General features: G+C 71.9%; 21 protein-coding genes. 3 read left to right on the top strand and 18 right to left on the bottom strand.

The genetic code is table 11. The features are described from left to right. The first annotated feature begins 14 nt into the window (after positions 1 to 14). The gene (locus tag ACK99Q_RS06340; RefSeq protein WP_410185343.1) at positions 15 to 662 is read left to right on the top strand and encodes an SDR family oxidoreductase; all 648 of its coding nucleotides are present in this window, start codon (positions 15 to 17) and stop codon (positions 660 to 662) included. A 178-nt stretch (positions 663 to 840) separates the two neighbouring features. Here the strand turns inward: ACK99Q_RS06340 and ACK99Q_RS06335 are convergent, their stop codons facing one another. Beyond that, a complete protein-coding gene (locus tag ACK99Q_RS06335; protein WP_410185342.1) occupies positions 841 to 1,836 on the bottom strand; it encodes an AMP-binding protein in 996 nt (331 codons plus the stop codon). 47 nt (positions 1,837 to 1,883) lie between these two features. On the opposite strand from ACK99Q_RS06335, the gene ACK99Q_RS06330 reads away from it, so the two are divergent. Further along, positions 1,884 to 2,771, top strand: coding sequence for a 1,4-dihydroxy-2-naphthoate polyprenyltransferase (locus ACK99Q_RS06330; RefSeq protein ID WP_410185341.1), 888 nt, complete (start codon positions 1,884 to 1,886; stop codon positions 2,769 to 2,771). Here ACK99Q_RS06330 and ACK99Q_RS06325 read toward each other — a convergent pair. Together ACK99Q_RS06325 and ACK99Q_RS06320 are read right to left on the bottom strand one after the other, a co-directional pair. Beyond that, entirely contained in the window at positions 2,755 to 3,840 is a 1,086-nt protein-coding gene (locus tag ACK99Q_RS06325) for a PLP-dependent cysteine synthase family protein (protein WP_410185340.1), read from the bottom strand. The two genes, ACK99Q_RS06330 and ACK99Q_RS06325, sit on opposite strands and share 17 nt — an antisense overlap. Further along, entirely contained in the window at positions 3,821 to 4,087 is a 267-nt protein-coding gene (locus ACK99Q_RS06320; RefSeq protein WP_410185339.1) for a DUF4229 domain-containing protein, read from the bottom strand. Before ACK99Q_RS06320 ends, ACK99Q_RS06325 begins: the two co-directional genes overlap by 20 nt. Positions 4,088 to 4,182: 95 nt before the next feature. Here ACK99Q_RS06320 and ACK99Q_RS06315 point away from each other — a divergent pair, with 95 nt between their 5' ends. Beyond that, positions 4,183 to 4,446 carry a PLD nuclease N-terminal domain-containing protein gene (locus tag ACK99Q_RS06315; RefSeq protein WP_179422612.1) on the top strand — a complete coding sequence of 88 codons (264 nt, stop codon included), beginning with the start codon at positions 4,183 to 4,185 and terminating at the stop codon, positions 4,444 to 4,446. Between the two features lie 141 nt (positions 4,447 to 4,587). Here the strand turns inward: ACK99Q_RS06315 and ACK99Q_RS06310 are convergent, their stop codons facing one another. From ACK99Q_RS06310 to ACK99Q_RS06240, 15 genes are all read right to left on the bottom strand, one after another. Continuing rightward, positions 4,588 to 5,646: an ABC transporter permease gene (locus ACK99Q_RS06310; protein WP_410185338.1), complete on the bottom strand. Its 1,059-nt coding sequence runs from the start codon at positions 5,644 to 5,646 to the stop codon at positions 4,588 to 4,590. Continuing rightward, complete coding sequence (locus ACK99Q_RS06305; protein WP_410185337.1) at positions 5,643 to 6,545, bottom strand: ABC transporter ATP-binding protein; 903 nt, start codon at positions 6,543 to 6,545, stop codon at positions 5,643 to 5,645. The genes ACK99Q_RS06310 and ACK99Q_RS06305 overlap by 4 nt, the downstream gene beginning before the upstream one ends. A 22-nt stretch (positions 6,546 to 6,567) precedes the next feature. Next, complete coding sequence (ccsB, locus tag ACK99Q_RS06300; protein WP_410185336.1) at positions 6,568 to 7,491, bottom strand: c-type cytochrome biogenesis protein CcsB; 924 nt, start codon at positions 7,489 to 7,491, stop codon at positions 6,568 to 6,570. Beyond that, a complete protein-coding gene (locus ACK99Q_RS06295; protein WP_410185335.1) occupies positions 7,488 to 9,068 on the bottom strand; it encodes a cytochrome c biogenesis protein ResB in 1,581 nt (526 codons plus the stop codon). Before ACK99Q_RS06295 ends, ccsB begins: the two co-directional genes overlap by 4 nt. Continuing rightward, a complete protein-coding gene (locus tag ACK99Q_RS06290) occupies positions 9,065 to 9,826 on the bottom strand; it encodes a cytochrome c biogenesis CcdA family protein (protein WP_410185334.1) in 762 nt (253 codons plus the stop codon). The genes ACK99Q_RS06295 and ACK99Q_RS06290 overlap by 4 nt, the downstream gene beginning before the upstream one ends. Next, the gene (locus ACK99Q_RS06285) at positions 9,823 to 10,398 is read right to left on the bottom strand and encodes a redoxin domain-containing protein (protein ID WP_410185333.1); all 576 of its coding nucleotides are present in this window, start codon (positions 10,396 to 10,398) and stop codon (positions 9,823 to 9,825) included. The genes ACK99Q_RS06290 and ACK99Q_RS06285 overlap by 4 nt, the downstream gene beginning before the upstream one ends. Next, positions 10,395 to 11,045 carry a histidine phosphatase family protein gene (locus ACK99Q_RS06280; protein WP_179422602.1) on the bottom strand — a complete coding sequence of 217 codons (651 nt, stop codon included), beginning with the start codon at positions 11,043 to 11,045 and terminating at the stop codon, positions 10,395 to 10,397. Before ACK99Q_RS06280 ends, ACK99Q_RS06285 begins: the two co-directional genes overlap by 4 nt. Before the next feature lie 14 nt (positions 11,046 to 11,059). Beyond that, positions 11,060 to 12,379, bottom strand: a complete 1,320-nt coding sequence (gene hemL, locus ACK99Q_RS06275; protein ID WP_410185332.1) for a glutamate-1-semialdehyde 2,1-aminomutase — start codon at positions 12,377 to 12,379, stop codon at positions 11,060 to 11,062. A gap of 118 nt (positions 12,380 to 12,497) precedes the next feature. Next, entirely contained in the window at positions 12,498 to 13,460 is a 963-nt protein-coding gene (hemB, locus tag ACK99Q_RS06270) for a porphobilinogen synthase (protein ID WP_410185331.1), read from the bottom strand. 127 nt (positions 13,461 to 13,587) lie between these two features. Continuing rightward, a complete protein-coding gene (locus ACK99Q_RS06265) occupies positions 13,588 to 15,192 on the bottom strand; it encodes a uroporphyrinogen-III synthase (protein WP_410186068.1) in 1,605 nt (534 codons plus the stop codon). 68 nt (positions 15,193 to 15,260) lie between these two features. Next, on the bottom strand, positions 15,261 to 16,187 hold the full coding sequence (gene hemC / locus ACK99Q_RS06260; RefSeq protein ID WP_410185330.1) for a hydroxymethylbilane synthase: 927 nt from the start codon (positions 16,185 to 16,187) through the stop codon (positions 15,261 to 15,263). Continuing rightward, a complete protein-coding gene (locus ACK99Q_RS06255; protein WP_410185329.1) occupies positions 16,184 to 17,479 on the bottom strand; it encodes a glutamyl-tRNA reductase in 1,296 nt (431 codons plus the stop codon). Before ACK99Q_RS06255 ends, hemC begins: the two co-directional genes overlap by 4 nt. Before the next feature lie 76 nt (positions 17,480 to 17,555). Further along, positions 17,556 to 18,227, bottom strand: a complete 672-nt coding sequence (locus ACK99Q_RS06250) for a redox-sensing transcriptional repressor Rex (protein ID WP_410185328.1) — start codon at positions 18,225 to 18,227, stop codon at positions 17,556 to 17,558. A gap of 105 nt (positions 18,228 to 18,332) precedes the next feature. After that, positions 18,333 to 20,378, bottom strand: coding sequence for an acyltransferase family protein (locus tag ACK99Q_RS06245; RefSeq protein ID WP_410185327.1), 2,046 nt, complete (start codon positions 20,376 to 20,378; stop codon positions 18,333 to 18,335). A gap of 4 nt (positions 20,379 to 20,382) precedes the next feature. After that, entirely contained in the window at positions 20,383 to 21,705 is a 1,323-nt protein-coding gene (locus ACK99Q_RS06240; RefSeq protein ID WP_410185326.1) for a polysaccharide pyruvyl transferase family protein, read from the bottom strand. Positions 21,706 to 21,754: the final 49 nt, after the last annotated feature.

Raw genomic sequence — 21,754 nt, 5'->3', positions numbered from 1 at the left:
CCTACGGTGGAGTCATGTCCGACATCGCCATCGTGGGAGGCCACGGCCAGGTGGCCCGCCTCCTCGTCCCTCTGCTCACCGACCGCGGCGACCTCCCGGTCGCCCTCGTCCGCAACCCTGACCACGCCGCCGACCTCCCCGGCGCGGCGATCCGGCTGCTCGACATCGAGAACGCCTCGGCCGAGGACTTCGCGACGGTCTTCACCGACTGCCACGCCGTGGTCTTCGCGGCCGGCGGCGGGCCCGACGGCAAGATCGAGCGGAAGAGGACCGTCGACCTCGAGGGCTCGCTGAAGTCCATCGAGGCCGCCAAGTCGCTCGGCATCACGCGCTTCGTGCAGCTGTCGGCGATGGGCGTCGACACCGACCCTGGCGAGGACGTCGAGCCCGTGTGGAAGGCCTACGTCGAGGCGAAGCGCGACGCCGACGCCGCCCTGCGCGAGAGCGGCCTCGACTGGACCATCGTGCGCCCCGGCGCTCTCACCGACGACTCCGGCACGGGTCGGGTGAAGGTCGGCGAGACCGTCGACCGCGGCGAGATCCCCCGCGCCGACGTGGCCGCCGTCCTCGCGGCCGTCCTCGCCGACGACAGCACCATCGGGAAGCAGTTCGAGGTCGTCGGCGGCGACACTCCCGTCGCCGACGCCCTCACCTCGCTCTGAGCCGAGGCTGACGGTTTCCCCGGTTACGTGGGTTTCCTGTCACTGACCGGGGGTTGCGATCCCCGGTCGGTGACAGAGAACCCCGGCCGGTGGGTCGCTCGGCCTCGGCGCTCGACTGAACGAGGTTTCCTGTCACTTCACGTGGTTCGCAAACCCCGTGAAGTGACGGTTTCCCCGCTTAACCGGGGAAACCGTCACCCGCCAGCGCGACGCGGTCGGGCTTGCCGTTCGGCAGGAGCGGGAGGGCGTCGAGGCGGTGGACGGCGCGCGGGGTCCAGGTGCGAGGGTGACCGGCGCGATCGAGCGCCGCGGCGGCCTGCGCGCGGTCGAGCTCGCCCACGACGAACGCCACCACCGCCTGCCCCCATTCCGGATCGGGCCGCGCGACCACCACGACGTCCAGCACGCCCGGCTCGTCGCGCAGCGTGGACTCGACCGCGGCCAGCGGCACGTTCACTCCGCCACTCACCGCTACCTGGTCGGCGCGCCCCAGCACGTGCAGGCGCCCGGCGTCGTCGATCCGACCGAGGTCGTTCGTGACGAGCCACTCGCCGACGCCGTCGGCGAGCACCGCACCCGCGATCGCCACCCGCCCGTCGTCCTCGATCCGCAGCCGCACCCCGTCGAGCGGAACGCCGTCGTAGACGCAGCCGCCGCACGTCTCGGTCATGCCGTAGGTCCGCACGATCCGCGCGCCCGCCTCGGCCGCGCGCTCCAGCACGGCAGGCGGCGCGGCAGCACCACCGAGCAGCACCGCGTCGAAGGAGGCGAGGTCGCCGGCCCGCCCGGCCTCCACCAGCCGGAACAGCTGCGTGGGCACGAGCGAGGCGTAGCGACGCGACCCGGTCATCGCACCAGCGGCCGCAGCGATGTCGGCGTGCTCGTCGAGGAACACCGGCTCGGTCCCAGCGACGATCGAGCGCACCAGCACCTGCAGCCCGCCCACTCCGGTCGGCGGCAACGCCGAGAGCCACTGCGCCGGACCGCCGAGCCGTGACAGCGCCGCGTGCGCCGAGGCGAGCACCGCCGCGTGGGACAGCAGGAGAGGCTTCGGCTCGCCGGTGCTGCCCGACGTGCGCATGAGCAGCGGCTCGCCTCCGTCCGTCACCCAGGGCCGCAGCAGCTCCAGCACCTCGCGAGCGGAACCGGCGACGGGAGACAGGGAGGCAGCCACCCGACCACTGTAGGACCGGGCCGGCGGGCGCCTCCTACACTCACGGGGTGACCTCCCCGACCGGCCTGAAACTGTGGATCGAGGGCGCGCGGCTGCGCACGCTGCCCGCCGCCATCGCCCCCGTCGCCGTCGGCACCGGCGCCGCCGCCTACGACGACGGATTCGTCTGGTGGAAGGCGCTCGTGGCGCTCGGCGTCTCGCTCGCGCTCCAGGTCGGCGTCAACTACGCCAACGACTACTCCGACGGCGTCAAGGGCACCGACGAGAACCGCGTCGGCCCGCTGCGCCTCGTCGGGTCGGGACTCGTCGCCCCCGAGAAGGTCAAGCGGGCGGCGTTCGCCTTCCTCGGTCTCGGCGCCGTGCTCGGACTGGTCCTCGCCGCCACGTCGGGCTGGTGGCTCATCGCCGTCGGCGCCGTCGCGATCCTCGCCGCCTGGGGCTACACCGGCGGCTCGAAGCCCTACGGCTACCGGGCACTCGGCGAGGTCAGCGTGTTCGTGTTCTTCGGCCTCGTGGCCGTCCTCGGCACCACCTACGTGCAGCTGGGCAGCATCAACGGCGTGAGCGTCGCGGGCGCGATCGGCGTCGGCTCGCTGGCCTGCGCGATCCTCGTCGCCAACAACCTGCGCGACATCCCCACCGACACCGAGACCGGCAAGCGCACCCTCGCCGTCGTGCTGGGCGACCGCCGCACGCGCTGGCTCTACATCGGCCTGATCCTGGTCGCCTTCGTCCTGGTGGTCGCGTGGTGCGCCACCCAGACGCCGTGGGCGCTGCTGGCCTGGCTGGGCATGCCCACCGCGGGTCGCGCCGCCTCCGCCGTTCGCTCGGGCGCCACCGGCCCGGCACTGATCCCGGTGCTCAAGGAGACCGGCATCGCCGAGCTCGTCTACGCCCTGGGCCTGACCGTGGGCCTGTTCATCGGTCCGGTGTGAACGTGCCCGTCCGGGTGAGCTCGGACAGCTGCTGCAGGTAGGGCGTGGGGTCGAGGTCGTGCTCGGCCACCCAGCGGTCGTCGAAGTAGGTGTGCGTGTAGCGGTCGCCGCCGTCGCACAGCAGCGTGACGATCGAGCCCTCGCGACCCTCCGCCACCATCCGCGAGGCGAGGCCGAGCGCGGCCCACATGTTCGTGCCGGTGGAGCCGCCGACGGGCCGTCCGATGAGGTCGGAGGTCCAGCGCATCGCCGCGATCGACGCCGCGTCGGGCACCCGCACCATCTCGTCGACGACGCCGCCGACGAACGACGGCTCGACACGCGGCCGCCCGATGCCCTCGATCCGCGGCGCCCGGTCGGTGGTGACGTCGGAGGAGTCGGTGTCCCAGCCGTCGTAGAACGCCGAGCCCTCGGGGTCGGCGACCAGCAGCCGGGTGTCGAAGCGGCGGTAGCGCACGAAACGACCGATCGTGGCCGACGTGCCGCCGGTGCCCGCGCTGACCACGATCCACTCCGGGATCGGGTGCGGCTCGGCCGACAGCTGGGCGAAGATCGACTCCGCGATGTTGTTGTTGCCGCGCCAGTCGGTGGCGCGCTCGGCGAACGTGAACTGGTCCATGTAGTGGCCGTCGCACTCGTCGGCCAGCCGCTGCGCCTCGGCGTACATCTGTCGGGCGTCGTCGACGAAGTGACAGCGCCCGCCGTACCACTCGATGAGCGAGATCTTCTCGGCGCTGGTGCTGCGCGGCATGACCGCCACGAACGGCAGGCCCAGCAGCCGCGCGAAGTAGGCCTCCGAGACGGCGGTGGAGCCACTGGACGCCTCGACGATCGTGGTGCCGCGGTGGATCCAGCCGTTGCACAGGGCGTAGAGGAACAGCGAGCGCGCCAGGCGGTGCTTCAGGCTGCCGGTGGGGTGGACCGACTCGTCCTTGAGATAGACCTGCACGCCCGGGAACGGCAGGTCCAGGGCGTGCAGGTGGGTGTCGGCGCTGCGGTTGGCGTCAGCCTCGACGCGGCGAACCGCCTCGGCCAGCCAGGCGCGGTCGTCAGTCGACGTCTTCGGCACGCCGCGACTCCTCGATGCGGTCGTTGAGGGCCTGGGCGCGCTCCTGCAGCTTCACCGCCACCTGGTCGCGCAGGCCGCGCAGGGTGAACATCGCGATGACCGAGGACACGACGAGCGCCAGCAGCAGGACCCAGAGGTCGAGCACGGCGGTCGGATCGAAGATGAGGCGGGAGATCCCGAACAACACCGCCCACGTGACGAGGAAGACCCCGAGTCGAGCGAGCGTGTACGTCCAGAAGGCCTTCATGCCCCGAATTCTAGTGGCCGGGGCCGAGCCCGCGGACGCCCGGGAGGCCACCTCATCCGGGCGCGCGGCTGGAACCGGGTCGGTACGCTCTGGCCATGGGCAAGGTGTTCCTCGTGCTGGCGGCCGTGGTCCTCACGGTCTACAGCCTCTACGACCTCGTGGCGACGCCGCGGGACCGCGTGCAGCACCTGCCGAAGTGGGGCTGGGCCCTGCTGATCGTCCTCGCGCCCTACGCCGGCGCCGCCCTGTGGCTGATCTTCGGCGTGGCCAAGGGCCGCTCCCCCGGCAGCGGTCCGCGCAAGCGCCCGCCGCGGCCCCTCGGCCCAGACGACGACCCCGACTTCCTGCGCGGCCTCTGACCTGCCCGCTGGCTGGGCGGTGAGTCCTCAACCCTTCCCGCGAGTGCCCGGTGAGCCCTCAACCCCTGGGCCCACCCATGCGGTTGCTGACGCACCGCCCCTCCCCGGGAAGGGTTGACAGCTCACCGCCTCCCGAGGGTGTCAGGCGTCCCAGCGGAACAGGCGCGCCGAGACCAGGGCGCAGACGGCGGTGAAGCCGAGCAGGATCGCCATCGGCGCGAGGATCGCCTCGACGCCCTGACCGCGCACCATGACGTCGAGCATCGCGTCGTTGAGGTGCCGCAGCGGCAGCAGCCGGCTGATGAACTGGAGCCAGTCCGGCGCCCCCTCGAGCGGGAAGAACGAGCCCGACAGGAACGCCATCGGCAGCACGATGAAGTTCGCCAGGCCGACGGCGCCCTCCTCGGTCTTGCTGATCGAGCCGGCCAGCATGCCGATCGAGAGGAACGCGAGCGTGCCCGCGAGGACGAGCGGGATCACGAGCGGCCACGAGCCGGTGAGCACGAGCCCGAACGCGCCGACGGCGAGGCCGAGGAAGATCGCGGTCTGCCCGAGCGCGACCGACACGCTGACGCCCACGCGGGCGAGCACCACCGACGAGGTCGGGATCGGCGCGAGCCGCAGCCGCCGCAGCAGGCCGGACTGGCGCCAGGCGACGAGGTTCACCGCGGCGCCGAACGTGGCGCTCATGGCGATCGCCCAGCCCAGCAGGCCGGGCGTGACGTACTGGATCGTCTCGAGGGACTCGTCCTCCACCTGACGCGGCTCGAGCGTGAAGGCGGGATTGCCGCCCGCCGCCGCGAGGTTGGCGGAGTCGACGACGCCCTGGAACGTGCCGCGCACGCGGGCCGCGGCGACCTGGTCGGCCTGCGAGAAGTGCACGACCATCCGGTCGCCCTCCTCGGTGACGACGGCGGCGATGTCGCCGTCGCGGACCTCCTGCAGGGCTTTGACCTCGTCGGAGGACTTCGTGATCTCCACGCTCTCGTCGAGGGCCTCGCGCGCGTCCGCGGGCATGTCGTCGAGCGCGGCGACCGTGCCCACCTGGACGACCTCGAGCCGCGGGGCGCCCTGGTCGGTGAGGATGCCGCCGAACAGCACGAGGAACATGAGCGGGAACAGCACCGCCCAGAACAGGGTCATGCGGTCGCGGACGAAGCCCTTGAACATCGCGCGCGAGAGCGAGAGCAGTGCGGTCACGAGCGGTACTTCCGTCCGGTCAGGCTGAGGAACACGTCCTCGAGCGTGGCGCCCGAGGCGGTGAGTCCGTTGAGGGCGTCGAGGCGGGCCAGCTCGGAGAGCACCTCGGCGGGGCGGCGCGTGGACAGGATCGTGCGGTCGGGGTGCACCTGCACCTCCTCGACGCCGGGGATGGCGCGGGCGCCGGCCTCGTCGATCGCGTCGGGGGCGAGGCTGATCCGGGTGGGTGCGTCGAGGCCGCGCACGAGCGCCGCGGGCGAGTCGAGCTCCAGCAGCCGGCCGCGGTCGACGATCGCGACCCGGTCGCACAGGACCTCGGCCTCCTCCATGTAGTGCGTCGTCAGCACGACGGTGCGCCCGGAGTCATTGAGGCCGCGCAGGAAGTCCCACAGGTTCCGCCGCGCCTGCGGGTCGAGGGCGGCGGTGGGCTCGTCGAGGAACACGACCTCGGGATCGTGGACGAGCGCGCAGGCGATCGAGAGCCGCTGCGCCTGACCACCGGAGAGGTCCTCGACGCGCGAGTCGGCCTTCTCCTCGAGCCCGACCTGCTCGAGCAGGGCGTCGGCGCGGGCCGCGGGCACGTCGTAGAGCGCGGCGAACGTGGCCAGCTGCTCACGCGCGGTGAGGCGCTCGAAGAACGCCGACGACTGCAGCTGGACGCCGAGGCGGCGCTGGAGCCGGGGGTCGCGCTTCCACGGGTCGTGACCGTCGATCGACACCGAGCCCGCGTCGGGATGGCGCAGCCCCTCGATCATCTCCAACGCGGTGGTCTTGCCCGCGCCGTTGGGTCCGAGGAGTCCGAAGAACTCCCCCGGCTCGACGGTGAAGGTCAGGTCGTCGACGGCGGTCAGGTCGCCGTAGACCTTGGTGAGGCCGGCGACCTCGATGCGTGCGCCCATGGGCGCGAGGCTAACGGACGGCTCAGGCGTAGCTGTGCTGGCCCGAGACGAACAGGTTCACCACGTAGTAGCTGATGATGAACGTGACGAAGCCGATCAGCGCGAGGTAGGCGGCGCGCTTGCCCTTCCAGCCGGCCGTGACGCGCGCGTGCAGGTAGCCCGCGTAGACGATCCAGGTGATGAGCGCCCAGACCTCCTTCGGGTCCCAGCCCCAGTAGCGGCCCCACGCGAGGTGCGCCCAGATCGGTCCGGAGATCAGTGCGCCGAAGGTCCACATCGGGAAGCCGATCGCGTTCATCCGGAAGGCGACCTGGTCGATCCGCGCGGCCGCCGGGAAGCGGGCCAGGACGGGTCCGACCTTGCCGCGCTCCTCGGCGCGGACCTTCACGAGGTAGAGCACGCTGGCGGCGGCGCCGACCATGAACATCGCCGCGGCGACCATGATCGAGCTGACGTGGATGTACTTCCAGAACGTGTTGAGCGCGGGCACGAGCGGGCCGGCGGGCGTGTAGCTGGAGATCGACATCGCCAGGATGAAGATGCTGACGGCGAGCACGACGCCGCCCATCCACTGGATGCGCGAGCGCCACACCATGATCAGGTAGACGGTCAGCGCGATGGCCGTGCCGGTGACGCCGAACTCGTACATGTTGCCGAACGGGGCGCGCTGCGTGGCCAGGGCGCGGGTGACCGAGCCGCCGATGAGCAGCAGCGTGCCCAGCACGGTGAGCGAGACGGCGATGCCGACGAGGCGGTCGGGCGTCTCGGGCTCGTCGGTGTCGGCCGTGGCGACGGCGCCCTCGGAGGCGCCGGCGGTGACGGCGACCGGGGACTGGCGGCGGGCCGAGACCCACTCGGCCACGTGGCAGAAGAACGCGATGCACAGCACGGCGAACGCCGAACCGGTGAGGTAGTTGGACAGCTGGGCCCACTGGTCGAGAGTCATGCCGGTTCCTTCTCGTGCTCGTCGCCCAGCTCCGCGTGGAGCCGGGTCAACAGGTCGTCGAGTTCTGCGGGGAGGTCGTCGCGCGGAACGCGATCGAGCGCAGCGACCTCCACCACGGTACGTGATCCGTCCCGGCGGGCCCGGATCCAGGTGCGCCGCGGGCGGACGATGAGCGAGGCCGTCAGGCCCAGGATCCCGACCCCCACCCCGAACAGCGGGAGCCACGGGACGGGGGTGTGGCCGATCTGGAATCGCGCGAACTGCTTCAGCTCGACGAACTCGATCGTGCCGCCGCCGGGCAGGTCCTGGCTCTCGCCGGGGCCGAGGTCGACGCGGAAGTTGCCGTCGCCGTCCTTCACCTGCGTCATGTTCGTGGTGTCGAGCGAGTAGACCGACTGCGAGACGCCCTCGTCGAGGCCGAGGTCGCCGGTCCACAGGTTCATGCCGATGCGCGGGTTGAGCGCACCGGGGAACACCGAGACCGAGGGCTCGTCGGGGTCCGACGAGAACGCGGTCGGCAGGAAGAAGCCCTGGAAGCCGAGCTGCTCGCCGTCGGCGTCGGGCACCTTCACGACACCGGTGGACGTGTAGGTGGAGTCGGCCGGCAGGAACGGCACGGGGCCGTCGAACGCGACCCGACCGGTGGAGTCGGTGACGCGGATGACCGGCGCGTATCCCTGACCGACGAGGAAGACGTCCTCGCCGCCCACGGCGAGCGGGTGGTTGACCTCGATCGAGAACTCGCCGTCGTCGTCGCTGCCGGCCTCGTTGTACGTGCCGGTGGCGCGGAAGAGCTTCGGCGCGCCGCGCTGGTTGCCCTCGACGTAGAAGCGGGTCAGGACGTCCTCGAGCTGGATCGACCACGGGTCGAGGTCGGTCTGGGCGTCGAACATCGCGCCCGAGGAGAACTCGTCGTACTGCGAGAGCGTGTTGCTGAAGCCGCCGCCCTCGACGACGATCACGTTGCCGCGGTAGCCCCACAGCGCGGCGGCGGCCACGCCCAGGAGTGCCACGACGATGCAGATGTGGAAGACCAGGTTGCCCAGCTCGCGCAGGTAGCCCTTCTCGGAGCGCAGCTCGCCGGCGTCCTCGCTGTCCTGCACGACGTCGATGCGGGCGCGCGGCAGGGCGCGGCGGCCGGCCTCGAGGACCTCGGCGACCGACTTCTCGGTCTCGAAGCGGTCGTTCGCGGGCAGGCGCCCGAAGTTGCGGGGCGCCTTCGGCGGACGGGCCTTGAGGCCCTGCGCGTAGACCTTGCAGCGCGGCAGGATGCAGCCGATCAGCGACACCATGAGCAGCAGGTAGATCGCGCTGAACCACACCGAGGAGAACACGCTGAACATGCCGAGCTTCTCCAGCACGGGCGCGAGCTTCGGGTGGTCGAGGTAGTACGCCTGGACCGCCCTGGCGTCGACGCCGCGCTGCGGGATGAACGAGCCCGGCACGGCCGCGATCGCCAGCAGCAGCAGGAGCAGCAGGGCGGTGCGCATCGACGTCAGCTGGCGCCAGGCCCAGCGGCCGAACTCGAGCGGGCGCAGCTCGGAGGCGACCTCGTTGCGCTTGTCGCGGGGACTCAAATCAAGACCTCGAATCCACTGATCCAGTGCTGCAGGGCGATCACCATGTCCTGCCACCAGCCGGTGATGAGCAGGACACCGGTGGCGATGAGGAGCGCGGCGCCGATGGCCGAGACGAGCCGCTGGTGACGGCGCACCCACCCGGTGACGCGCAGGAACCGGCTCAGGAACAGCGCCGCGACGACGAACGGCAGGCCGAGGCCCAGGCAGTAGACGAGCGCGAGGAACGCGCCTCGCCCGGCCGTGGCCTCGTTGGCCGAGAGGGCCAGGACGGCGGTGAGCGTGGGGCCGATGCAGGGGGTCCAGCCGACGCCGAACACGACGCCCAGCAGGGGCGCGGCGACGAGGCCGACGCGGCGGACGCCGTGCTTGCGGACGTCGCGCTGCAGCAGCGGGACCCAGCCCAGGAACGCCAGGCCCATCACCACGAGCAGGATGCCGGCGATGATCGAGATCTCACGCTGGTACGGCAGCAGCTGCTGACCGGCTGCGCCGAACAGCGCTCCCCCGGCCACGAACACCGCGCTGAAGCCCAGCACGAAGAGCAGGGAGCCCGCCACGACGCGGCCGCGTCGCGCGGTCTCGAGCTCGGTGACGGCGACGCCCGAGACGTAGGACAGGTAGCCCGGCAGCAGGGGGACGACGCACGGGCTGAAGAAGGAGACGAGGCCGGCGAGCAGGGCGACGGGCACCGTGAGGACGAGGTTGCCCGAGGCAGCCGTGTCCAGGAACCACTCGGTGACGTCGCCAGAGATCACGACGTGCTCTTCTTGGTCTGCTCCACCAGACCACGCAGCGTCGCGTCGGTGAGCTCGCCCATGACGCGGGCGGCGACCTTGCCGTTCTTGTCGATGACCCACGTGGTGGGGATCGCGACCGACGGCAGCGAGTCGGCGAACGCGGCCTGGTTGCGGCCCGCGGAGTCGTCGATGCTCGGGTAGTCGATGCCGAACTCGGCGTTGAACGCCTTGGCCGGCGCCGGGTTGTCCTTGGTCAGCAGGCCGAGGAACTGGACCTTCTCGTCGGCCAGCTCGCTGGAGGCCTTCTGCAGCGCGGGCGCCTCGGCGCGGCAGGGCGCACACCACGAGCCCCAGAGGTTCACGACCAGGACCTGCCCGGCGAAGTCGGTCGAGCTGATCTCGTTGCCGTCGAGGTCGGTGCCCTTCAGCTCGGGCGCGGGCTTGCGCTTGCCCGGGTCGATGAAGGTGATCTCGCCGTTGCCGGAGATGAAGCCGTCGTCCCCGGTGTCCTTGACCCCACCGACACAGGCCGAGAGGACGAGCGCCATGAGCGCGACCACCAGGAGTCGCGCGGAGAGCCGCTTGCTCATGCTCCGCCGACGAACTTTCCGCGCAGGGCGTCGGGGATGAGGTGGCCGGCGGGCTCGCTGTAGACGAGGCCCTTGAAGGTGTCGTCCTCGAAGGTCAGCGTCGTGAGGCTGGCGAGCGTGCACTGGCGGTTGCGCGGGTCGTGCGCGAAGCGGCCCTTCTCGTAGGACTTGCGCGCGATCCACACCGGCAGCTGGTGCGACACGATCAGTGCCTCGTGGCCGCGGGCGGCCTCGCGGGCGTCGTCGATCGCCAGCAGCATACGGCCGGCGATGTGCGCGTACGCCTCGCCCCACGACGGGCGGAACGGGTTCCACAGCCACGGCCAGAAGCGCGGGTTCAGGAAGGCCTTCGGTCCGACGCCGACCGTGCGGCCCTCGAACTTGTTGCCCGCCTCGATGACGCGCTCGTCGGTGTGGATGTCGAGCTTCAGGATGTCCGCGACCGGCTTCGCGGTCTGCTGCGCGCGCTCCAGCGGCGAGGCGACCAGGTGCGTGATGTCGTGCGACTTCAGCGACTCGGCGACGGTGGCGGCCATCTCGTGACCCAGGTCGGAGAGGTTGTAGCCGGCGAGCCGACCGTAGAGGACGCCCTCGGGGTTGTGGACCTCACCGTGGCGCATCAGGTGGACGATCGTGCGGGTGCTCATCTGGTTCCTTCGTGTCAGCGGGCCGCCGCGGCGGCCGCGCGGGCGGCGCCGGGGAGGGCTTCGGCCAGTCTAGAGAGGGGCTCGGAGTCGACGTCGGGGTCGTGCGCCGCGGAGAGGAACCAGGCCTCGTACGCACTGGGCGGCAGGTAGACGCCGGCGTCGAGCATGGCGTGGAAGAAGGCCGTGTAGGCGGCGGTGTCCTGGGCCTGCGCGCCGGCGAAGTCGGCCACCGGCTCGGCGACGCCCCAGAAGACGCTGAACATCGTGCCGGCGGTCTGGAGCGTGTGCGGCACGCCCGCGGCGGCGAGGGCGTCGGAGACGAGCGCCTGCACCTGCGTGGAGGTCTCGTTGAGCCGATCGTAGACCTCGGGGGTGGCCAGCCGCAGCGTCGTGAGGCCCGCCGTGGTCGCCACGGGGTTCCCCGACAGCGTGCCCGCCTGGTAGACCGGGCCGACCGGTGCGAGCAGGTCCATGACGTCGGCGCGACCGCCGAACGCCGCGGCCGGGAAGCCGCCTCCCATGACCTTGCCGAAGGTCACGAGGTCGGGCTTCCAGCCCTCGACCCGGCCGTCGATCTCCCAGTAGCCGCTGCGCGCGGCGCGGAAGCCGGTCATGACCTCGTCGGTGATGAACAGCGCGCCGTGCTCGGCGCACGTGCGGGACAGGTGCTCGTTGAAGCCCGGGTGGGGCGGCACGACGCCCATGTTGCCCGCGGCGGCCTCGGTGATGACGCACGCGATCTGGTCGCCGTACTCGGCGAAGGCGGCGTCGACGGCGGCCGGGTCGTTGTACGGCAGGACGATCGTGTCGGCCGTGACGTGGGCCGGGACGCCGGGCGTGCCCGGGATGCCGAGGGTGACGACGCCCGAGCCGGCCTCGGCCAGCAGCGCGTCGACGTGACCGTGGTAGCAGCCGCTGAACTTCACGATGCGGTCGCGACCCGTGAAGCCGCGCGCCAGCCGGATGGCCGACATGGTGGCCTCGGTGCCCGACGAGACCATGCGCACGCGGTCGACCGGCGTGCGGCCGACGATCTCCTCGGCCAGCAGCACCTCGGGCTCCGCGGGGGTGCCGAAGCTCGTGCCGCGCGCGGCCGCGGCGGTGACGGCCTCGATGACCTCGGGGTGCGCGTGGCCCAGCAGCATCGGGCCCCACGAGCCGACGAGGTCGACGTAGCGGTTGCCGTCGGCGTCAGTGAGCCACGCGCCCGTGCCCGAGGCCATGAAGCGGGGCGTCCCGCCCACGGCACGGAAGGCGCGGACCGGCGAGTTGACGCCACCGGGCGACACCCGCTGGGCCCGGGCGAACAGCTCCTCGGATGCGGTGGTGCTCATGCGTGCTCCTCTTGGCTCGTTCCGGCGATCGAGTGCCGGCGAGCGCCAGCGAGCCGGTGTATCGAGATCACGTGGTCTCGATACATCCGCTCGTTCCTCGCGGAGACTCGACCGCCGGTCACAGGCGGCGGGCGACCTCGGCCGCCCAGTAGGTCAGGATGATGTCCGAGCCGGCGCGGCGGATGCTGAGCAGCGACTCGTCGATGGCGCGCTCGCGGTCGATCCAGCCGTTCGCGGCGGCGGCCTCGATCATCGCGTACTCCCCCGACACCTGGTAGGCGGCGACGGGCACGTCCACGGCCGCGCGCACGTCGGCCACGATGTCGAGGTAGGACATGGCGGGCTTCACCATGACGATGTCGGCGCCCTGCTCGACGTCGAGCAGGGTCTCGCGCAGCGACTCGCGTCGGTTGCCGGCGTCCTGCTGATAGGTGCGGCGATCACCCTGGAGCGAGGAGTCCACGGCCTCGCGGAACGGGCCGTAGAACGCCGAGGCGTACTTCGCGGCGTAGGCCAGGATCACGACGTCCTCGTGGCCGGCGGCGTCGAGCTCGCGGCGGATGACCTCGACCTGGCCGTCCATCATGCCGCTGGGGCCGACGACGTGGGCGCCGGCCTGCGCCTGCGCCACGCCCATGCGTCCGTAGATCTCCACGGTGGCGTCGTTGTCCACGCGGCCGCGGTCGTCGAGCACGCCGCAGTGGCCGTGGTCGGTGAACTCGTCCAGGCACAGGTCGGCCATGACGAGCAGGTCGTCGCCGACCTCGGCGCGGGCGTCGGCGATCGCGACGTTGAGGATGCCGTCGGGGTCGAGGGCGCCCGAGCCCACGGCGTCCTTGTGCTGGGGCACGCCGAACAGCATGACGCCGCCGAGCCCGAGCTCGACCGCCTCGGCGTAGGCCCGGCGAGCGGACTCGCGCGAGTGCTGGACGACGCCCGGCATGCTCGCGATCGGCCGCGGCTCGTCGATCCCCTCGGCCACGAACATCGGCAGGATCAGCTGCGAGGGCACGAGGTGCGTCTCGCGGACCAGCCGGCGCATCGCCGCGCTGGACCGCAGGCGGCGGGGGCGCTCGATCATGCTTGCCTCCTTGGGCGGGTCGTCACGTGATCTCGATACAGCGTCTCGCTGCGCTCGCCGCCACTCGATCGCCGGAGCCGGGCCGGCGATCGAGTAGCTCCGCGAGGAACGAGCGGGCGTATCGAGATCAGGCCTTGCGGCGCGAGGACGGCTTCTTCTGCGAGGGACGCAGGACCGGCTCGCCGGCCTCCACGAACTGCAGGCGTCGCGCCTCGCCGAACTGTGCGAGGGCGTCGGCCAGCTCCTCGGCGGACGGCTTCTCGGCCATCACGTCGACGCGCAGGCCGTGCTCCTCGGCGGTCTTGGCCGTGGCCGGACCGATGCAGGCGATGATCGTCGTCGCGTGCGGCTTGCCGGCGATGCCGACGAGGTTGCGCACGGTCGAGCTCGACGTGAACAGCACGGCGTCGAACTTGCCCGACTTGATCGCCTCACGGGTCGGCGCCGGCGGCGGCGAGGCCCGGACGGTGCGGTAGGCGGTGACGTCGTCGACCTCCCAGCCCAGCTCGACGAGGCCGGCCGCGAGGGTCTCGGTGGCGATGTCGGCGCGCGGCAGGAAGACGCGGTTGATCGGGTCGAGCAGCTCGTCGAACGGCGGCCAGTCCTCGAGCAGGCCGCGACCGGACTGCTCGCCCGAGGGCACGAGGTCGGGACGGATGCCCCAGGTCTCGATGGCCTCGGCGGTCTTCTCGCCGACGGCGGCGATCTTCAGGCCGGAGAACGCGCGCGCGTCGAGTCCGTACTCCTCGAACTTCTCGCGGACGGCCTTGACGGCGTTGACGCTGGTGAACGCGACCCACTCGTAGCGGCCCTCGACGAGACCGCGGACGGCCTTGTCCATTTGCTGCGGGTTGCGCGGCGGCTCGACCGAGATGGTGGGGACCTCCTCGGAGACCGCGCCGTACATCCGCAGGCGCGCCGCGAGCGACTGCGACTGCTCCTTCGTGCGGGGCACGAGCACGCGCCAGCCGTAGAGCGGCTTGGTCTCGAACCACGACAGCGCGTCGCGCTGGGCGACGACCTCGCCCACGACGACGATCGCCGGCGGGGTCATCTGCGCGGCCTTCGCGGCGTCGGCGATGCCGGCGAGCGTGGAGACCACGGTCTCCTGACGGGTGGTGGTGCCCAGGCGCGTCATCGCGACGGGCGTCTCGGGCGAGCGGCCCGCCTCGACCAGGCCGGAGGCGACCTCGGCGATGCGGTTCACGGCCGAGAGCAGCACGAGCGTCTCGTGGCGGGCGGCCTCGGTCCAGTCGACCGAGGCGTCGCCGACGCTGACGACCTTGAACTCGCGGTGCTGCTTGTCGGTCAGCGGCACGCCGGCGTACGCGGGGACCGCGGAGACCGACGAGACGCCGGGGACGACCTCGAAGGAGATGCCGGCCTTGGCGCAGGCCATCGCCTCCTCGGGGCCCGTGGCGTACGTGAACGGGTCGCCGACCATGAGGCGCACGACGTGGGCGCCGGTCTTGGCGTGCTTGACGACGAGCTTGCCGCGAGCGGCGTGCGTGAGGGTCTCGCCGGAGGCGTTCGTGCCGCCGTCGACGATCTCGGCACCGTTGGTGACGAGCGCCTCCTGCTCGGGGGACTCGACGATCACGACGTCGGCCTGGGCGAGCACCTCGGTGGCTCGCACGGTCAGCAGGCTGGCGTCGCCGGGGCCGGCACCGACGAAGCTGACCCGGCCGACGGGCTGGGTGCTGGTCGCGGTGGTGGCGGGGGACGTGGGCATCGCGGAGGTGGTGGACACGCTCTTCCTTGCTTTGTTCGGTGGCGGAGTCTCGTGCTGCGTGGTGGTGCTCATGGCGCGGTCACCGAGCGCATGAGCTGATCGGCGCCCTCGGCCAGCAGCTCCTCGGCGAGCCGGCGCCCGAGGGCGGCGGCTTCCGTGGGAGTACCGGAGGCGGACCGTCGGATGACGGGGTTGCCGGAGAGGTCTCCGACGACGGCGCGCAGCCAGAGCTCGTCTCCGTCGTCCCCCCAGACGACGTCGGCGAGGGCTCCGACGGGCGCGCTGCACCCGGCCTCGAGGGTGGCGAGGAGGGTGCGCTCGGCCGTGACGGCGGCCCGGGTGTCGGGATCGTCGATCACGGAGAGCAGGTCGAGGGTCGCGTCGTCATCGGCGCGGCACTCGACGGCGAGGGCTCCCTGTCCGGGAGCCGGCAGCATCTGCAGGGGGTCGAGGACCTCGGAGGCCTCGTCGGCGCGGCCCAGGCGCAGCAGTCCGGCGCGGGCGAGCACGATCGCGTCGAGCTGGCCGCCGGTGACCTTGCCGATCCGGGTGTCGACGTTGCCGCGCAGCTCGGCGACCTCGATGCCGAGGCCGAGCGCGTTGAGCTGGCTGACCCGGCGCGGGCTGCCGGTGCCGACGCGCGAGCCACGGGGCAGCTCGCCGAGGGTGAGCCCGTCGCGCGCGATCAGCACGTCGCGGGGGTCCTCGCGCTGCGGCACGGCGGCCAGGGCCAGGCCCTCGGCGTCGCCGGTGGGCAGGTCCTTGAGCGAGTGCACGGCGAAGTCGACCGTGCCGTCGAGCACGGCCTCGCGGACCGCGGCGACGAACACGCCGGTGCCGCCGATCTGCGCGAGCGGCGCGCTGGAGCGGTCGCCCTCGGTGGAGATCAGCACGAGCTCGACGTCGACGCCGTGGGCCTCGCGGATGCGGTCGGCCACCCAGCCGGACTGGGTGGTGGCCAGGGCGCTGGCGCGGGTTCCGAGTCGGAGGGTCATGCGTCTCCTCCCGGGTCGGTGACGGCGGTGACCGCCGACGGGTCGAGCTGGAACAGGTGGGCCAGCGCGTCGGCGTACGTGAGGTTCTCGGGGCCCTCGACGAGCTCCTTGACCCGCACGGTGGGCTGGTGGATCAGCTTCTCGGCGACGCGGCGCATCGCGCGGCGGACCTCGTCGAGCTGGGCGTCGTCGAGGCCGGACAGCCGGGACTGGAGGCGCGCGGTCTCGGCGCTGACGACCTCGGTGGCCATGCTGCGCAGCGCGACCACCGTCGGGGTCACCTTGGCCTGCTGGCGCGAGGCGAGGAACGAGTCGACCTCGGACTGCACGATGCGACGGACCTGCTCGACGTCCTCGGCCACCGAGTCGGCCGTGGCGTGGGCGGCGAGCACCTCGATGTCGATGACCTCGACACCGGGCAGGTCGCGGACCTCGTGGGCGACGTCGCGCGGCAGCGCGAGGTCGATCACCGTGAGCTCGCGACCGTCGGCCGTGGCGCGCTCGATGCGCGGCGTGTCGAAGACGACGCCGGAGGCCCCGGTGCACGTGATGAGCACGTCGGCCGCGGACAGCTCGACGTCGAGCGACTCCCACCGGACGGCGCTGACGCCGTGCGTGGCGACGAGCTCGAAGGCGCGCTGGAACGTGCGGTTGGCGACCCAGATGCGCGACGGGTCGACGCCGCGCTCGATCAGGGTGCGCACGGCGAGCAGGCTCATCGTGCCCGCGCCGGCGACGAGGAACCGCTTCTGGTCGCCGACCACGGCGTCGCCCGCGGCGTCGAGCGCGGCGGTGACCAGCGACGGGGCGAGGCGGTCGATGCCGGTCTCGGCGTGACCGCGCTTGCCGATGCGCAGCGCCTGCTGGAACAGGGCGTTCAGGCTCGTGCCGGCGGTGGACTCGGCCTGCGCCTGGTGCAGGGTGGTGCGGACCTGACCCAGGATCTGGCTCTCGCCGAGGATCATCGAGTCGAGGCCGGCGGCGACGCGGAACAGGTGCGCGACGGCGGCCTGGTCGTAGTGCACGTACACGTACGGCAGCAGGGCCTCGCGGCGCAGGCCCGACTGGTCGGCCAGCAGTTGCGTGACCTCCTCGACCGAGCCGTGGAAGCGGTCGGCCTCCACGTAGACCTCGACCCGGTTGCAGGTCGAGATGACGGCCGACTCGGTCACGGCGGGGACGTCGAGCGCCTGGTGCGACAGCTTGACCGCCGCATCGGTGTCGAGGGACGCCTGCTCGAGCAGGTCGACGGGAGCGGAGCGGTGGGAGAGCCCAACGACGAGAACGCTCATGCCGTCACCTCCGTAGAGAAGCGACGGTACGGACGTGCCGGCATGAGGTGCCCCATGGTCACTCGCTGACGCTCGCTCATGAGATCACCGCCTCCTCGGTGGAACCCGCCTGGCGGCGGTGTGCGTGGTAGCCCAGGATCTGCAGCTCGGCGGCGACGTCGACCTGGCGCAGGTCGACGTCGTCCGGGACCCGCAGGGCCGTGGGCGCGAAGTTCAGGATGCTGCTGATGCCGGTCGCGACGAGGGCGTCGGCGACGCTCTGCGCCGCACCGGGCGGGGTGGCGATGATGCCGAGCGAGACGGCGTCGCGCTCGACGATCTCCGGCAGGTCCTCGATCGAGAGCACCTCGTGCCCGCCGACGACGGTGCCGATGAGCTCGGGATCGGCGTCGACGACGGCGGCGACCTTGACGCCGCGGGCGCCGAAGCCCTGGTAGGCGGCCAGCGCCTTGCCCAGATGACCCGCGCCGACGATGACGACGGGCCACGGCTGGGTCTGGCCCACGACGGCGGCGATGTGGCCGGCCAGGAAGCGGACGTCGTAGCCGACGCCGCGGGTGCCGTAGGAGCCCAGGTGCGACAGGTCCTTGCGGACGATCGCGGAGTTCACGCCGGCCGCGGTGGCCAGGTGCTCGGAGGAGCAGACGTCGGTTCCTCGCTCCGCGAGCTCATCGAGAGCCCGCAGGTACAGCGGGAGCCGGGCGACGGTCGCGTCGGGGATCCCAGCGGGGCTGCGAAGAATGGTCACGATGCTCCTGCGCCGCGGAATGACGGGAATTTTGGGCCGTGGCGCGCCGCCAGTCTAGGAGTTTGGGAACCCTTTCACAAAATCGGCGACGGCGACGCGACCCGTTCAGCGGTCACTGGTGGGGAGCCCGTCGACCTGCGCGGTGATGCGGTTCCACAGGAACGGAGCCAGCGTCCGCGTGAACGTCGCGGTGAAATGGTGACGGTCGCGGTACACGTTCACGCCGCCGATCATGGCCGGGCAGACGTCCTCGAGGCAGTAGAAGTCGGTCATGTCGATCCGCTCCGCGCCGTCGGTCATCCGGGCGGCCTCGCCGAACGCGTCGCCGTACGGGAAGGCCTCGTCGCGCGACACCGAGCACGTGGTCTCGTCCCACGAGTCGACGCGGTCGAGGCACTTCGCGGGCGGCGTGCCGTTGTCCGGATTGTCGACCACGGCCGCCACCGGGATGCCGAGATCCGTCGCCTTCGTCCAGGCCTCCGAGAGCGCCTTCGCCTGCTGCGCCTGCGAGCCGGCGAGGTTGCGGGAGTAGCCCGTGGTGACGATGAGGTCGATGTCGTCGCGGTTCTGCTCGATCCACTCCTGGACGTTCTCGCGCCACGCGGGGCAGGTCTGCAGGACCTCGGGCACCGCGGTGCGACCGGGCAGGTCGGTGGACCACGCGCAGCCGCCCTTGAGCTGCGTGGTCAGCGAGAGCTCGTCGAGCTCGGCCAGGCGCACGAAGCCCGGCAGCAGGGCGCGGGCGTGGGAGTCGCCCAGCAGCACGACGTGCGGCCGGTCGCCCGAGCGCTCGCCGAAGTCGCAGGACTTGAGCTCGACCTGGTCGTTCTTGCCCCAGCACTCGCTGCGGCCGCCCCAGTCGCGACTCACGTCGGGGCCGGCCGGCACCCGCATGGTGGCCAGCTCGGGGTTCTCGCACTCACCGGCGGGCGGCATCGACGCGGCGCCGAAGCACTTCGGCATGTCGGCGTTGACCCGGGCCGTGAACTCCTCGGCGCGCTGCTCCTCGGCCTGCCCGGCCTGGTAGCCGAACGCGGAGAAGCCCACCACGAGGGCGGCGGCGAACACCGACACCAGGCCCGTGACGCGAGGCCGGCGGATGCCGAACCGGGTGCCGAAGCGGATCGGGTTCTCCACGAACCTCATCGTCAGCCAGGCCAGCGCGAACGTGCCGAAGAAGATGCCGACCCGCGGCCACAGGCCCATCTCCTCGCCCAGGATCTCGGGCAGCAGGATGATCGGCGGCCAGTGCCACAGGTACATCGAGTACGAGAGGTCTCCCGTGACCTGCACGGGGCGCCACGCCATGATCGGCGTCGGCGAGAGGCGGCCGGACGGGGTGCCCGCCGCGATCACCAGCAGCGTCGCCAGGACGGGCGCGATGGCGGCGGTGCCGGGGAACGGCGTGCTCTCGTCGTAGACGAAGGAGCACAGCGCGATGACGCCGAAGCCGAGCCACGACGCCGCGATCGCCGTGCGCCGCGGCAGCCGGATGCGGTCGACGAGGGCTACGGCGAACAGCGCGCCGGCGCCGAACTGCCAGGCGCGCGCCGGAGTGGCGAAGTAGGCCAGCTGCGGGTGCTGCGAGGTCAGCCACAGCGAGAACAGGAAGCACGTCGCGGTGACGACCGACAGGACGACCAGGACCGCCTTCGCGCGCGCCCATCCCCGGCGCCGGGCCAGGGCGAGCGCCGCCACGATCAGCAGCGGCCAGACGAGGTAGAACTGCTCCTCGACCGAGAGCGTCCAGTAGTGCTGGACCGCCGAGGGGACGCCGTCGGCGGCGAGGTAGTCCACCGAGTCGATCGCCAGCACCCAGTTCTCGACGTAGAGCGTCGAGCCGATGATCTCGCGGAAGTTCTGCGTCCACTGCGCCGGCGGCAGCCAGACGAGGACGCCGATCGCGGTGACGAACAGCACGAGGTAGGCCGCGGGCAGCAGGCGCCGCGCGCGCCGCGCCCAGAACTGCGCCAGGTCGACGCGGTCCTTGCGCTCGACCTCGCGCATGAGGTGGCTCGTGATGAGGAAGCCGGAGATGACGAAGAAGACGTCGACGCCGATGTAGCCGCCGCTCAGCCGGCCCGGCCAAAGGTGGAAGACGACGACCGCCAGGACGGCGGCCGCCCTCAGGGCTTGGATCTCAGGACGCATCAGGTCAGCGGCCGCGCCGCAGCAGGCCCTTCAGGCCCTGGTTCGCCTCGAGGTCCTTGAGGCGCGCCTCGGCCTTCCGGGCGCGCGACTCGGCCTGCGCGATGCCCTGGTGCGCGGCTCGGGCCGCGTTCCAGACGCGCAGGTCCATCAGCTCGGGCTCGGTGGAGCGGGGACGGACGACGAGGCCGGGACGCGCCTCGACCTGGGCGACCGCGCGGTCGAACGGGGTCTCCCCCGCCGGCAGGTCGAGCGCGTGCCGCAGGCCGTGCTTCTCCAGGAAGCCGGCGAAGCGGGCGAGGCGCTCGGGGTGGTTGCCGATGAGGGCCGAGTAGTCCGAGCGCTCGAAGATCCGCTCGGGCGTGTCCTCGAGGCGGTGCTCGGTGACCTGCGTGTGCGGGATCTCGAAGTACTCGCACAGCTCGCGGGTGCGGCTGTCGTGCACGATCACGTGCGCCGGGGTGCCGGCCAGCAGCGACGAGATGTTGCCGTGAATGCGGTGGCCGACGGTGAAGTCGCGCGCGGCCATCGACTCGATCCACGTGGGCGCGTGGCAGTGCAGCACGGCCTTGTTGTCGGCGATGACCTCGTGGCGCATCGAGCCGGGGTACTCGCGCGAGCCGGCCTTGACCGCGGGGCCGCCGAGCATCGCGTCGAGGTCGCGGATCTCCTGCGCGACGAACTCGGCGCGTGGGTGGCGCTTGAAGACGTCGGCGACCCAGCCGGCGGGGATCGGCACGTGCGGCGTCAGGTTGAGGCTGACCTTGGTGCCCTTGTCGAACGTGGGCGCGGTGTCGCGGACGTGGAGATCGCGGCCACGCAGGAACATCGAGGGGCAGCCGATCACGTCGACCTCGGAGAAGCCCAGGTCGGACAGGTAGGAGGCGGTGCGCTCGCCGCGCACGCCGATCGAGGGGCCGTGGGCCAGCACCGCGCGCATGAAGCGCCGGGCTGCCGCGTCGACCTCCTCGGACCGCTCGGGGGTGCCGTCCAGCTGGAACTGGCCGCCGACGCCGAGGATCGTGACGGGGACCGTGAGGCGCTCGATCGCCGAGGTCAGGTCGCCGAGCTGGGGCAGGTAGCCGCGGCGGAACGCGTTGGCCAGCGGGATGACGACGTGCCGCTGCTCCTCGTTGAGGCGGTCGACGCTGCGCATCAGCGTGTTGAGGTTGTTCGCCTCGACGTCGACGCCGTCCACCATCACCGAGCGCTGCGCGGACGCGGCGAAGATGAGGTTGCCGGAGTTCTTGCCGCATCCGGCGCGGAACCGCTTCATCGACGGCGGGTCCAGCGGGTCGACGTAACGGCGGACGTAGATGCGATCTGACACGCCTAGAAGTTTCCCCGACCGCGACAAGGAACGCTAATGCGCCCCGCCG

The sequence above is a fragment of the Aeromicrobium sp. MLTX1 genome, assembly GCF_046452335.1.
Classification (GTDB): Bacteria; Actinomycetota; Actinomycetes; order Propionibacteriales; family Nocardioidaceae; genus Aeromicrobium.
The sequence above is the reverse complement of the archived record's forward strand: the minus strand, read 5'-3'. Positions and strand labels throughout refer to the sequence as shown.